This is a genomic window from Bacillus sp. XT-2, assembly GCF_025696525.1.
GTDB classification, from domain to species: Bacteria; Bacillota; Bacilli; order Bacillales; family Bacillaceae; genus Bacillus; species Bacillus halotolerans.
In genome coordinates, this window is sequence record NZ_JAHVOC010000004.1 from 282,202 (window position 1) to 295,194 (window position 12,993).

12 protein-coding genes and 1 pseudogene are annotated in these 12,993 nt (G+C 44.1%); 7 read left to right on the forward strand and 6 right to left on the reverse strand.

Annotation, left to right across the window (positions count from 1 at the left end):
- Window positions 1–322 precede the first annotated feature (322 nt).
- The gene (locus KXD37_RS13445; RefSeq protein WP_263463616.1) at window positions 323–1,504 is read right to left on the reverse strand and encodes a pyridoxal phosphate-dependent aminotransferase; all 1,182 of its coding nucleotides are present in this window, start codon (window positions 1,502–1,504) and stop codon (window positions 323–325) included.
- 157 nt (window positions 1,505–1,661) lie between these two features.
- Here KXD37_RS13445 and KXD37_RS13450 point away from each other — a divergent pair, with 157 nt between their 5' ends.
- The 3 genes from KXD37_RS13450 (at window position 1,662) to KXD37_RS13460 (ending at window position 4,562) form a co-directional block, all read left to right on the forward strand.
- Window positions 1,662–2,093: a MerR family transcriptional regulator gene (locus tag KXD37_RS13450; protein WP_024120741.1), complete on the forward strand. Its 432-nt coding sequence runs from the start codon at window positions 1,662–1,664 to the stop codon at window positions 2,091–2,093.
- A gap of 58 nt (window positions 2,094–2,151) precedes the next feature.
- Window positions 2,152–3,486 carry a hemolysin family protein gene (locus KXD37_RS13455; RefSeq protein ID WP_263463617.1) on the forward strand — a complete coding sequence of 445 codons (1,335 nt, stop codon included), beginning with the start codon at window positions 2,152–2,154 and terminating at the stop codon, window positions 3,484–3,486.
- A gap of 176 nt (window positions 3,487–3,662) precedes the next feature.
- Window positions 3,663–4,562, forward strand: coding sequence for an NAD-dependent epimerase/dehydratase family protein (locus KXD37_RS13460; protein WP_101860894.1), 900 nt, complete (start codon window positions 3,663–3,665; stop codon window positions 4,560–4,562).
- A gap of 24 nt (window positions 4,563–4,586) precedes the next feature.
- On the opposite strand, the gene KXD37_RS13465 is transcribed toward KXD37_RS13460, so the two are convergent.
- The 3 genes from KXD37_RS13465 to KXD37_RS13475 all read right to left on the reverse strand — a co-directional run bounded on the left by KXD37_RS13465 (window position 4,587) and on the right by KXD37_RS13475 (window position 7,546).
- On the reverse strand, window positions 4,587–5,714 hold the full coding sequence (locus KXD37_RS13465) for an NAD(P)/FAD-dependent oxidoreductase (RefSeq protein WP_106021547.1): 1,128 nt from the start codon (window positions 5,712–5,714) through the stop codon (window positions 4,587–4,589).
- Between the two features lie 101 nt (window positions 5,715–5,815).
- A complete protein-coding gene (locus KXD37_RS13470) occupies window positions 5,816–6,415 on the reverse strand; it encodes a 1-acylglycerol-3-phosphate O-acyltransferase (RefSeq protein ID WP_024120737.1) in 600 nt (199 codons plus the stop codon).
- A gap of 135 nt (window positions 6,416–6,550) precedes the next feature.
- Window positions 6,551–7,546 (reverse strand): aldo/keto reductase, encoded by a 996-nt coding sequence (locus KXD37_RS13475; RefSeq protein WP_188323648.1) that lies wholly within the window; start codon window positions 7,544–7,546, stop codon window positions 6,551–6,553.
- Between the two features lie 196 nt (window positions 7,547–7,742).
- Between KXD37_RS13475 and sigM the strand changes: the two genes are divergently transcribed.
- Genes sigM through KXD37_RS13490 form a run of 3 tightly spaced genes read left to right on the forward strand, consistent with a single transcriptional unit; the run spans window position 7,743 to window position 9,578 of the window.
- Window positions 7,743–8,234: an RNA polymerase sigma factor SigM gene (sigM, locus tag KXD37_RS13480; RefSeq protein ID WP_024120735.1), complete on the forward strand. Its 492-nt coding sequence runs from the start codon at window positions 7,743–7,745 to the stop codon at window positions 8,232–8,234.
- Window positions 8,224–9,300, forward strand: coding sequence for an anti-sigma factor (locus tag KXD37_RS13485; RefSeq protein WP_095713735.1), 1,077 nt, complete (start codon window positions 8,224–8,226; stop codon window positions 9,298–9,300). Before sigM ends, KXD37_RS13485 begins: the two co-directional genes overlap by 11 nt.
- Window positions 9,288–9,578, forward strand: a complete 291-nt coding sequence (locus tag KXD37_RS13490) for a hypothetical protein (protein WP_024120733.1) — start codon at window positions 9,288–9,290, stop codon at window positions 9,576–9,578. The genes KXD37_RS13485 and KXD37_RS13490 overlap by 13 nt, the downstream gene beginning before the upstream one ends.
- Window positions 9,579–9,610: 32 nt before the next feature.
- Here KXD37_RS13490 and KXD37_RS13495 read toward each other — a convergent pair whose 3' ends face one another.
- Window positions 9,611–10,039 carry a GNAT family N-acetyltransferase gene (locus tag KXD37_RS13495; protein WP_106021548.1) on the reverse strand — a complete coding sequence of 143 codons (429 nt, stop codon included), beginning with the start codon at window positions 10,037–10,039 and terminating at the stop codon, window positions 9,611–9,613.
- Window positions 10,040–10,148: 109 nt separating this feature from the next.
- Between KXD37_RS13495 and KXD37_RS13500 the strand changes: the two are divergent.
- Window positions 10,149–11,551, forward strand: a pseudogene (locus tag KXD37_RS13500) (PLP-dependent aminotransferase family protein).
- A gap of 37 nt (window positions 11,552–11,588) precedes the next feature.
- Here KXD37_RS13500 and KXD37_RS13505 read toward each other — a convergent pair.
- Entirely contained in the window at window positions 11,589–12,944 is a 1,356-nt protein-coding gene (locus KXD37_RS13505; protein ID WP_106021550.1) for a sodium-dependent transporter, read from the reverse strand.
- Window positions 12,945–12,993: the final 49 nt, after the last annotated feature.

Below are 12,993 nucleotides of genomic sequence, written 5' to 3' on the forward strand. Positions count from 1 at the left end.
CTGAAGCTCGTATACTGATTCAAAGGCGTGCATAGGATGAAGCTCGTTTAAGACGGAACAATTGGTGACCGTTAGATCATTTGAATGCTTAAAAGATGCGTCTGTCACGCAGCGCAGGCAAGGGCCAGTAATTGGCTTATCCAGTATGCGTTATAAATGGTTTTTCCTTCATTTGGCGGGCTCTGCTGTTATGATTGAATTTGGCGGTTTATCTAAGGGAGAGATAAAATCAGGAATTGAAAAACAGGACAAAGCTTGGGGCATACGACAAATAAAAAAGATAACAGCCTCAAATAGCTGTTATCTTTTTGTCTGAGATGGCCTATGAAAAATCTTTATATAAGGCAATAAAGATGTCGCGTGATTTTTTGATCTGCTCCAGCGGCACACTGAAGGATAAACGGAAGTGCCCTTTCATCCCAAAACCGCTGCTCGGTACAATTAACAATTTATACTTTTGCGCTGCATGCACACAAAATGCGACTTCATCTTCAATTGGCGACTTCGGAAAAACGAAGAAACCGCCTTTTGGCATTTCAAATTCAAAACCGGCTTCCTTTAAAATATCAACCATGAGATCCCTGCGCTCTTTATAAGCGCTTGCGTCTATTCTTAAATCTTCCATTCTCGCCACAGCCCGCTGCATCATGACAGGCGCATTTACAAATCCAAGCGTTCGATTGCAGTACACAAAAGCGTTTATCAAAAGGTCGGCATCCGGCATGCTGCTGTCTAAGCCGATATAACCGAGCCGCTCCCCTGCTATGCCGAGGTCTTTACTGAATGAGCTCGCCAAAATGACACGGTGATACGATTGAAACGGATTTGCCAGTTCTTCATCATAAATCAGCTGACTGTACGGTTCATCAAACAGCACATAGATGGTTTGGCCGTTTGTCTCTTCGATCTCTTTTAACAGAGCGCCTAGATCATCTATATTTTTCTGGCTGAGTACGGTTCCCGTCGGGTTATGCGGTGTATTCAGGATGAGCCCTTTCGTCTGCGGGGTGATCGCCTGCCTGACCGCTTCAATGTCAATCTCGAACCGGGCTGTCAGCGGGCAGCTGACAGCCTTCCCGCCATAGTTCTCAATATACAATTTATATTCTGCAAAATAAGGAGCGAGAATGATGACCTCTTCTCCCGGATTTAATATACTTTTTAACGCCACATTCAATGCGCCGCCCGCACCTACTGTCATGACAACGCGCTCAGCTGAAAACTCGGCAGCAAAGCGGCCTGCCAGAAATTGCGCGACTTTTTCTCTAGCTTCAGGAAGGCCCTGATTTTGTATGTATCCGTGGTTTCCTTTTTCAGCTTCTTCTATTAATGCTCTCGTAAAGGCTTCAGGCGGTTCAACGACCGGATTGCCGATTGAAAAATCAAACACCTGGTCATTCCCGAACGCTTTCTTCAGTCTCGCTCCTTCATCGAACAGCTTTCGAATCCACGATCCTTTATTAAGGTTCTCTTCAATTTCCCGCGATAAACCAGCCAATCTCATCTGTCCCTTCTGCACATATAAATTGAACATTCTATCTATCTATGTTACTTCAATCAGAATTCGGATGCCACAATTTCCATATCCGGCATCTCAAAAAAACAATAAACTTGTGTAAGGCACCCTTCATATATTAAACTATTCTCATAACTATAACGTGATGGTTGGGAGGGATTTAGATGGGGCTGAGACTTATCGTATCAGTGAACTAGCGGCACTTGCCGGAGTAACGAAACGAACAGTTGATTATTATACGAATCTTGGTCTGCTGACGCCGGCCAGATCCTGTTCAAATTATCGTTACTACGATGAAAACGCACTTAAACGACTCATATTTATTGTAGATTGCAAGCAGCAGAGATTGGCCCTGTCCGATATTAAAGATCGACTGGAGAACCAGTTTCCCTCTTCAGCCATAGATCATGATGAAATTGGAAATCTGGCATCTGAAATTGATTATATGAATCAAAACATCTCCGGAATCTTGCATCGGTTTGAACGGCTGGAGCCTGAGGAGCGTGACAAGCTAAAAAGCAAACTTACACCCGAAAAGCTCGCCGTGTTCCAATCATTTATGCTGCTGTTAAGTTAAAACCATTTTACTAACAGGAGGTGTTACCTTCATTCTCATTGTAGAGTGAAGGTTCTAATTGGACATAGTGAATTTGATTTTAGTCGCTGTTTTAATCGCCCTGACGGCGTTTTTCGTAGCATCTGAGTTTGCCATTATCAGAATCAGAGGCTCACGGATTGATCAGCTGATCTCGGAAGGAAATAAAGCAGCAATTGCCGCAAAAAGAGTGACCACGCATCTTGATGAGTATCTATCTGCGTGTCAGCTTGGAATTACATTGACTTCCATTGGATTAGGGGTTTTAGGGGAATCAACGATTGAAAGGCTTGTTCATCCGCTTTTCGTACAATTGGACGTACCAAGTTCCCTTTCACATATCATATCGTTTATTTTGGCGTATGCCATTATCACGTTCCTGCACGTTGTTGTCGGAGAACTTGCACCTAAGACAGTTGCCATCCAAAAGGCGGAAGCAGTGTCTATGCTGTTTGCGAAACCGCTGATTTGGTTTTACCGCATCATGTTCCCGTTCATCTGGCTTTTGAACAATTCCGCACGGTTATTGACAAAAGCTTTTGGCCTGGAGACCGTATCAGAAAACGAATTGGCTCACTCTGAAGAAGAGCTAAGAATCATTCTGTCGGAAAGCTATAAAAGCGGTGAAATTAACCAGTCAGAGTTTAAATATGTGAATAAAATCTTTGAATTTGACGACAGGCTCGCGAAAGAAATTATGATCCCGCGGACCGAGATTGTCAGCCTTCCGCACGACATTAAGATTTCTGAAATGATGGAAATCATTCAAATTGAAAAATATACCCGCTACCCAGTAGAAGAGGGCGATAAAGATAATATTATCGGGGTTATTAATATTAAAGAAGTGCTGACCGCCTGCATCAGCGGCGAGGTTTCTGTTGATTCCACCATCTCTCAATTCGTGAATCCGATCATTCATGTGATTGAATCTGCGCCGATCCATGATTTGCTTGTCAAAATGCAAAAAGAAAGAGTCCACATGGCAATCCTGTCAGATGAATACGGCGGAACTGCCGGACTGGTGACGGTAGAGGACATTATTGAAGAAATCGTTGGCGAAATCCGCGATGAGTTTGATATTGATGAAATCAGCGAAATCCGCAAGATCGGCGAAGGCCATTACATGCTGGACGGTAAAGTCTTGATCGACCAAGTGAACGACCTGCTCGGCATTCATTTAGAGAATGAAGAAGTCGATACGATCGGCGGCTGGTTCCTTACTCAGAAATACGATGTTGAAAAGAACGATTCAATTATCGAAGAAGGCTGTGAATTTATTATTAATGAAATTGACGGCCACCACGTCGCTTATATTGAAGTGAAAAAGCTCGCAGCAGAAGAGCTGATAGAAGTTGGAGAGTCGAAAGAAGCATAATTTGAAAAGACACCCTTTATTGGGGTGTCTTTTTTTATTCTGGTTCGTTTTTGACATGATCATACCTCTCTTCTGAAAACTGCTGCTAATAAATCGGTCATCCGCGGGAACTCTAAAAAGGTGCAACTGCGAGAAAAACGAACATCTCTGCATTATTATCGAAAAGGAGCGAAAACATGAAAGTTGTCGTAACTGGAGCAGCAGGTAAAATCGGACGCTGGGCTGTAAGAACAATATTAGAGGCCGGCCATGATGTGACAGCATCAGACAGAGTATTAAAAGAAGAATCCGCATCGAAAAAATTTATTCAAGCTGATTTACGGGATTACGGTCAGGTATGTCAGCTAATTATGGGCTGTGACGCTGTGATTCACCTTGGGAATATCCCTACAGATGTCAGGAATACATCACAGGCGATATTTGAAAATAATATGCTTGTTAATTTTAATATCCTGGAAGCCTGTAAAGATTTTAAAATCCGTAAGCTTGTGTGGGCTTCAAGTGAAACAGTGCTGGGATATCCATTTGTTCCGGACGAGCTCAGTTACCTTCCCGTAGACGAGGAGCATCCAACGATCGTAAAGTCATCTTATGCGATGGCAAAACGGCTGACCGAAATCCTCTCAGATATGTATTCAAAGCTGATCAATACACAAATTGTCACTCTCCGCTTTGCGAATATATATGAGCCTGATGAGTACGAAAAAATCCCAGGCATGCACTGGAACGAGCAGCAAAAGGATATTCAAAAGAAAAATGCATGGGCGTATTGTGATGTCAGGGATGCTGCACATGCTTGCCTTCTAGCACTCGAAAAAAACAATCTCGGAAATGACGTCTTCCATATTACTGCACCCGATACTATCATGAAAGAGCCGAGTGAAGACTTAGTAAAACGATTTTTCCCCGATGTATCTTTAAAGAGAGATATAAAGGGATATGAAACGCTGATGGCAATCGATAAAGCCAAAAAGGTCCTTGGCTATGAACCGCGTTATACATGGCGTTCTGTATTAAATAATGACGGCTCTCTTAAAGCACTGCCAGAGGATCAGCTATCATTATCAAAAATATAAACATCACAAAAAAGCAGCAGGCGATCACCGGACTCCTGCTGCTTTTTTTATATCATAATCATCTAAATTGATATCCAAATCCATTTTGAGAGCCAGCTTCGCCAACTGCTCCCCCATATAGGGGCCCATTGTTAAACCAGACGAACCAAGACCGTTTGCCACTATGATCCCATTCCAGCCGGGAAGAGATCCGATCACCGGCACATCGCCTGGTGTAAAGGGGCGTAAGCCGACTCTTGCCTCTTGAAAGGTGCTGTTCGCTAAGCCGGGAGCCATTTCTAATCCTTTGCTCAGAAGTTCCTGCAGCCCGCCGGCCGTTACCCGCACATCACGTCCGCCTATCTCATCTTCACGTGTCGCACCGATGGCTATTCTATTGTCATGATAAGCTAAAAGATATTCTTTGGAAGGCGGCATCACTGCAGGCCAGCTGTCGATATGATTTACATTCGGCACCTGCACATACACAATTTGCGCTTTTTGCACACTTACTTTGAAGTGAATTCCCAAAGGCGCTAACAATTGGTCTGCCCAAACACCGGCACAAACAATAACCTCGTCAGAAGAATAGATTTCATTACCGACAGTTACGCCTGTGACACGATTCGAATGATGTCGAAGCGCAGCATCACCTTTTAAAATGACTGCACCGTTTCTTTGAGCAGATCTCAATAATGTATCTCGCAGCACTTCTCCATCCACGCGGGCGGCTCCGCTTATATGAACAGAATGGTACCGTTCAGCCAGCAGAGGAAACAAATCAGCGGTTTGGTTTTCATGAAGAAAGGTAATCTCACCAATTTCGGCGGCAGCTTGTTTACGCTCCCGCACACGTTTTTCGATCTTTTCTATCTTTTCTTTATCGTGATGAATACTGAGAGCACCGACTTGAGCATAACCAATGTCCGTCTCGCCTTCTTTTCTAAGTTCTTCTATGAACCGAGGATAAAAGCGCGCTCCGTCCTTTGCCAGCCGGTACCAAGCCTGATCACGGCGAGGAGACAGCCATGGACAGATAATGCCTTTCGCTGCATGGGTGGCCTGGCCCTTATCTTTCCGATCTATAACAAGAACCTCTGCACCCATTTTGGCTAGCTGATATGCTGTTGATGCTCCCAAAATTCCAGCCCCGACTATTATCATTTTTTTCATGATCCGTAACCTTTCCCAATGATCAATACCTCATTTAGTATAGCTAATGGCCCAGGAAATTATAAACAATCGGGAAATGGATGAATGCAATGACTGATGAATTAAAGTTGTTCCAGCTTCTTTTCAAGCTCTTTAATGCTGTTATTCAAAGCCTCTGTCATAGCCGCCAGCCTTTCCTTAGACGGAAGGTGGGCAAAATCGGCCTGCTGCAAAGGTTTACCGATAATCAGCTTCATTTTTCCTTTTTTGAACAACGCCTTTCCGCTTGAAGGTCCTTTATAAGCGGCCGGAACAAGGGGCGCTTTCCCCATTTGCGCAATTGTCACTGCGCCTCTTTTTAAAGGCACATCCTCAGAGGTTCTTGTTCCGCTTGGGAAGATTCCGACAATTTCTCCTTCTTTCAGCAGCTTAATCGGCGTTTTAATGCTGCTTGGGCCGGGATTTTCCCGATCTACCGGAAAGGCATGAATTTTCTTCAGAAACGAACCGATCCATTTATTTTGAAAAAGCTCTTTTTTCGCCATGTAGTGTATTTGATAAGGAAGAATCCCGACTCCGAGTGTGATCACATCAACCCAGCCAGAGTGTGTACACGCGATGACAAAACCTGAATCGGCCGGAAGGTTTTCTTTGTTATACACCTTCACTCCTCCGCGAAGAGAAAGAATAACTTTTAAAGCATTTGCACAAAACTTATACATATCGCACTTCCTTTGTCGTAATCAATGATTCTTTCTGTTACTTATTATAACAACATTTTTTATTACCTGGTACTAATTTTTAAGATTTCTCTTTTCTTAACGTCAAAAAGCTGAGGAATCATCCTCAGCTTTTTGTTATATGCCCTCTCTTGTCGGAGGCGCCATAAATTCCGGTCCGACCGGGTTTGATATCGTATGTTCCAATATGGTATTGATGTCTTTTTTATCTTCACTGCTCAGCGTCCAGCCGGTAATTTCTGAAACCGCTTCTATTTGCTCAGGTTTTCTAGCCCCCCAAAGGGCGATCCCAGCTCCCGGCTGGTCTAAAATCCATCTGACGGCCAGATGAATCACTGATTTTCCATACCGTGTCTTCGCCAGCTCATCTAATTGATTGACAGCAGAAAGATACTCTTTAAATCTTGGCTTCTGGAATTTCGGATCGTGATTTCGGAGATCGTCTCCCTCAAACGATTGATCTTCTGTCATTTTTCCTGTTAACAGCCCTCTGCATAAACTGCCGTACAATAGTGTTGTCATCTGTTTGTCTTTCGCATACGGGAGCACATTCTCTTCAATTTCCCTTTCAAACAGATTGTAAGGAGGCTGGATTGTATGAAGCGGAGCAACAGCCCTAAATGTATCCATTTGTTCAACCGAAAAATTACTGACGCCGATCGCGCGGATTTTCCCGGCATCATATAATTCCTTCATCACTTCTGCTGTTTCCTCTATCGGGACAAGCGGATCAGGCCAGTGCACCTGATATAGATCGATATAATCCGTCTGAAGACGTTGCAGGGAATCCTCGACCTCCTGTATAATTCTCGCTCTGTTAGCATGGCGGAACAGCTGATTGTTTTTCCAATCCAGCGCCGTTTTAGTGGCAAGAACAACCTGATCTCTTGCCCCATGCTGCTTGATCGCCTTCCCGACAATTTCTTCGGACTGCCCGTACCCATACGCCGGCGCGGTGTCAATCAGTGTGATCCCCTTATCAAGAGCGGCGCGGATGGTTTCGATCGATGTTTTTTCATCAGTGCCTCCCCACATGGTGCCGCCGATCGCCCATGTGCCGAGTCCAATTCGGGAGGCTTTTATTCCTGTGTCTGAGATACTGGTATATTCCATTGTGCCACTCCTTCACTTTTTCACTATGGTTTCCCTGATGGAAAAAATGTTAAACATTTCTCACCACTATCTTTCAGGGCAAATTTTCGGTACTATAGAGTAATGGTGTTTAATTACGTATTAAAAAGCCGTTTGCATGTAATGTGCAACTTTAAACCTTTCTTATGCGTGTATAACATAGAGGGGAGAAAAGGCAGTGACGATCGATGAAATTTACCAAATGTACATGAATGATGTTTACAGGTTCCTGCTCTCCATGACAAAAGACAAGCATCTTGCCGAAGACTTGCTGCAGGAAACCTTTATGCGGGCATACATACACATTCACTCCTATGATCACAGCAAAGTAAAGCCCTGGCTTTTTCAAGTGGCGCGGAACGCCTTCATTGATTACGTCAGAAAGCATAAGAAAGAAGTAACCATTTCTGATGATTTGATTGGAAGTCTCTTTCAAACTGCTGTTCAGAGCCCTGCCCATCAGGTAGAGATAAAGGAAGTGCTGACTGGTTATATGTCCGAGCTCCCCGATAACTATCGGGAGGCGTTAACACTATATTATTTAAAAGAATTAAATTACAAAGAAGCATCCCATATTATGAATATTTCAGAGGCGAATTTTAAAAGTGTTTTGTTTCGTGCCAGACAGCGGCTGAAAGCACTTTATAATAGAGGTGTTAATGATGAATGAAGAATTTAAAAAGCGTTTTGATCAATATAAAAACGGTGAAATGAGCGATCAGGAAATGACCGCGTTTGAAGAGGAACTTGAGAAGCTCGAAGTGTATCAGGAAATGATTGATAGTGAGCTGCCAGACGATCATGATTGGGATGTCGACATCAGTCCTGAAAAACAAAAAGCCATTCTGGCCTACGGCAAACGGAAGTCTTATTTGCGTATTTCCGCGCTTGCCGTCATTTCGACATTAATGATTTTGCCGCTATGTACGCTGGGAAGCTACCTCTATTACGGAATGGGAGGAAAACACAGCACCGGCAATGAATTTATGGAAACTGCCGCAGTCACTGTAGCCCTGACTATGCCAAATGTTCTTGTCGATACTTCTGGACTGAAGAGCCAGGTGAAGCTGTTTGGCATGAATACAGAATTCCCGCTGCAAAAACAGATTGGCACAAAAACGGCCGCCGTGGGGAATGAACGGGTGGAAATGTTTTATGACAGAGTGAAAGCGCCGGTCGTCAACTACTATGACTTAGAAATCCATAAAGCCGGCCATTACTTTACACACCCATCAAGCGGATCTGAACAAACAACCGCAAAAGCAGAAAAAACATTAAAAACTTTGCCTGAAGGGACTGTTTCCGAGGTCTACCTTTCTTATGACCGGGCATATCCGACAAAAGAAGTGTATCAAAAATTCAGCGGCTATGATGTAAGCTTTTTGTGGAACGCAGTTGAAACAGAGAACAATACAAAGGATACCCCTTACGCAGAGCCGCTTGGCTACCCAGGGAAAGATTCAAAGTTCCTGACTGCGCTTAATACAAAAGGCAAGTCAAACGGCGACCAATTTATCGATGCTTTAACTTACATATCGAAGCACGAGAAATGGGCGCAGGTCATCTCAAAACGAAAAGATTTAAAAGTGGACTCCCGCTTGGATTATGTAGAGAAAAATGGTGTTAATGTATACGGCTCAGTCGTTACAGGACCGACCAAGGAAATCCAGCGCATGCTGAAAAACAAATCAGTAAAATCAGCAAATGTCGGCGAGGTGGAATTATGGAATTGGTAAGAATTTTTAAAGAACATAATGTATTTGGCTGGATATCTGTCGGGACAGCAATTCTGTCTTTGCTCTTGCTTAATTTGGCGATTATCAGCAATGTGACCTCTTATTCTTATCAAATGCTGCCGTTTGCCATGGCCGCCGTTCCGTTTGGCGTTATCGAGCTTTTCATCAAAAGAGGACGCACGGGTCCCGGCCTGCTCGGCGTTGTACTTAATCTCTTTGTGATTATCTGTGTGTATACCATCGTATCAGTGGATACCAACTTACAGTTTGGCTTTTAGCAGAAAAGACGCCTGAAACGGCGTCTTTTTTATTACAGCTGTTTTCTGAATAAATAACTTTCAATCGCAAATCCCATTTTATCCGTATAAAATCTGTGGGCGTCTTTGCGCTGAAGGCCTGATGAAAGACTGACAAGAGGATAGCCCGCATCTTTCGCCCAGTTTGCCGCATAATCCAAAAGAAGTTTGCCGTACCCTTTAGATCTATGAGACCCGCTTGTGACAAGATCCGCTATCCATACGTACTCTCCTTTATGAAGCGAGACCCTTGGCAGTGCGCCGCACAGCGCCCTAATCGCTTTATCCTCATATAAGGCAAACAGCATATACGACTCTTTTTGGACACAGCGTTCCAGCCTATGTAAATACGTCTTTTCATCCAGCTCTGTTCTTAATTCGTGCATCACCGGATATGCTTCCATCCATTCTTCTCTAGTCGTTAATTGTTTGATATGAAGCATCTTATCAATCCCCTCTCCATTCGTTACAATGATGATATCCGATTTATGGCATTCACCAAATAGCCAAAACCTGAAAAAATGACCATGCCAGATGCAAAGGAGAGATAAAATGGATATCACGCCGTTTCTGGACAAAACAAGCAAAACACCGCTGTATGAACAGCTTTACACCTATTTCAAACAAGAAATGACACATGCCAGAATCACCAAGGGAATGAGGCTTCCGTCAAAACGCAGGCTCTCCGGCTTGCTCGGTGTCAGCACGGCAACGGTAGAACGCGCCTACGAGCAATTAACCGCTGAAGGATATGTCAAAAATAAGCCTAAAATCGGCTGGTTTGCGGCAGAAATTGAACCTGAGTTTCCGGCTGCTCCAGTATCATATCAACCGCCTCCTCAATCGGTCACTCATAAAGAAATAGAACCTGTTATTAACTTTCATCAAGGAAATGTCGATCCGGTCCACTTTCCCTTTAACGCTTGGCGAAAAAGCATAGTGAAAAGTCTCGATCTGTATTCTGAACAATTTCACACCTCAGGCGATCCTCAAGGAGAACCTGCACTCAGAGAAATGATAGCCCGATTTGTCAGACTGTCACGCGGTGTCAATTGTGACCCCAGCCAGATTATTATCGGAGCAGGCACTACTGTCCTTCTGCAAATTCTTTGCCTTACGCTTCAGCCGGGAACAAAAATCGGTTTTGAAGAACCGGGATTTCACCGTTCAAGACGAATGTTTGAGGCCAATCACATGAACGTGATTCCCATTTGCACTGATGAAGAAGGAGTCCTGCCGGCTATCCTTACACACGAGAGCCCGCATCTTGTCTATACGACTCCCTCGCATCAATTCCCGCTCGGGAGCATAATGACGATCGCCCGAAGACAGGAGCTGTTGTCTTGGGCAAAAGAGGCAAACTCATTTATTATTGAGGATGATTATGATGGAGAATTTCGCTACAGCGGGCAGCCCATTCCATCTCTGCAAGGCCTTGACCCGAATGGCAGGGTTATTTATCTCGGCACTTTTTCAAAATCATTGCTCCCTTCTTTGCGGATCAGCTATATGATTCTTCCTGCTGCACTTATTGAACCCGTACGAAAAAGCTTTTGATGAAACAGACCGTCTCTTCTCATAATCAATTGGCATTGGCAGATTTCGTTGAAAACGGCGAATGGCAAAAGCATTTGAACAGGATGAGATCCTTGTATCGAAAAAAACATGCTGTTCTGCTGGAAGCGATTCGAACTGAACTGGGAGACAGTGTGGAGGTTCTCGGAAAAAACTCGGGGCTTCACATCCTGCTCCGGCTTATGTTTTCAGCCAGTGAGGATAAAGCAATAAAAGCCGCTGCCAAAAACAGAGTGAATGTCTATCCGGTATCTCCATCGTACAAAAGCCAGCCGCCGTTTGTTTCTGTCTTAATCGGTTATGGAGGGCTTTCTGAAGAGGACATCCGGCTCGGTATCAAAAAGCTGAAAACCGCATGGGAGCCGCTGATGAATTCATAAAAAACAAAAAAACAGGCCCCCAGCGGAGCCTGTTTTTCTAAAAGGATATAATCCCGATTAAATTTAAGAACACAATAATAATAGCCAGCGGCACAACGAAACGGAGCAAATAAAACCATACATAAAAGAATGCTTTTCCGGGATGCGATCCTTGTCTCATTTCTGCCCACAGCTCCTGTTTCGATATTTTCAGCGGAATAAAAATAGAAATTAACAGGGCGCCTAATGGCAGCAGAACATTGCTGACAGTAAAATCGACAACGTCAAAAAACGTCTTATCAAATATGCGCACATCGCTCAGCATGCCATAAGATAAGCAAGATGGGATACCGACTAAGAAGATTAAAAACCCGCTTGTCCATGACAGTTTTTTCCTCTTCGTTTCATCGCCTTTGCCGATAATGGCTACAATCATTTCCACCATTGAAAAGGCAGAGGTCAGTGCGGCAAATAAAAATGCGACAAGAAAGCCGATGAAAAACAGGATGCCGAACGGAAGCTGTTCAAAAACGGCCGGAAGCACTGTAAACAGCAAAGTCGGACCTTCATTCGGCTCCAATCCGAAGGAGAAAACCGCAGGAAAAATAGCCAGGCCTGCCAAAAGTGTCACAATGATATTCATGACGACAATGGAGGCTGCAGACCGCGGGATATTTTGCGTTTTCGGCAGATAGGAGCTGTAAGTCACCATGACCGAAACCCCCAGTGTTAACGTAAAGAAAGCCTGTCCCAGCGCAAATAAAACAGACTCCGGCGTCAAATCGCCGAAATGAGGCACAAGCAAAAATTTCACGCCTTCAATCGCATGATCCAGCGTGAGCGACCGAAGAACAAGCAGGACAAACAATATAAACAAAATCGGCATCATCACCGCGCTTACCCGTTCAATCCCTTTTTGAACCCCTCTGGCGACAACCAGCACAGTCAGCACCATAAAGATAAGCTGAGCCGCGAGCGTCTGCACGGGATTTTGAATAACAGAACCAAAAAGTGCACCGTACTGTTCCTGGGTGAGTCCTGACAGTGAACCTGATGCTGTTTTCACTATATATAGTAAAATCCATCCTCCGATAACACTGTAAAACGATAAAACTAAGAAACAAGCCGCTACGCCGACCCATCCTGTGAGAAACCAAGCTGTTCGCGGCGCTTCTTTTTTATATGCATCAATGGCATTCGTTTGGTTCCGTCTTCCAAAGATAAATTCTCCCACTAAAAGCGGATAGCCCAAGAGAATGGTAAATAGCACAAAAATAAGGAAAAAGGCGCCTCCTCCATTCGTCCCCGCTACATAAGGGAACTTCCAAATCGCGCCTAAGCCGATAGCTGATCCAGCGGCAGCCATGACGAAACCGATTTTTGAAGCCCATTGGACTGGTTTTTGCTCAGACAATGATGTCACTTCCTTTCCAGCCTATATTATCTCTTATTTTTATGCTTAT

Coding starts and splice junctions, on each gene's coding strand:
- KXD37_RS13445 (WP_263463616.1), bottom strand. CDS start 1,504: ATGAGATTGGCTGGTTTATCGCGGGAAATTGAAGAGAACCTTAATAAA.
- KXD37_RS13450 (WP_024120741.1), top strand. CDS start 1,662: ATGGTTGGGAGGGATTTAGATGGGGCTGAGACTTATCGTATCAGTGAA.
- KXD37_RS13460 (WP_101860894.1), top strand. CDS start 3,663: ATGAAAGTTGTCGTAACTGGAGCAGCAGGTAAAATCGGACGCTGGGCT.
- KXD37_RS13465 (WP_106021547.1), bottom strand. CDS start 5,714: ATGAAAAAAATGATAATAGTCGGGGCTGGAATTTTGGGAGCATCAACA.
- KXD37_RS13470 (WP_024120737.1), bottom strand. CDS start 6,415: ATGTATAAGTTTTGTGCAAATGCTTTAAAAGTTATTCTTTCTCTTCGC.
- KXD37_RS13475 (WP_188323648.1), bottom strand. CDS start 7,546: ATGGAATATACCAGTATCTCAGACACAGGAATAAAAGCCTCCCGAATT.
- KXD37_RS13485 (WP_095713735.1), top strand. CDS start 8,224: ATGATGAATGAAGAATTTAAAAAGCGTTTTGATCAATATAAAAACGGT.
- KXD37_RS13490 (WP_024120733.1), top strand. CDS start 9,288: ATGGAATTGGTAAGAATTTTTAAAGAACATAATGTATTTGGCTGGATA.
- KXD37_RS13495 (WP_106021548.1), bottom strand. CDS start 10,039: ATGCTTCATATCAAACAATTAACGACTAGAGAAGAATGGATGGAAGCA.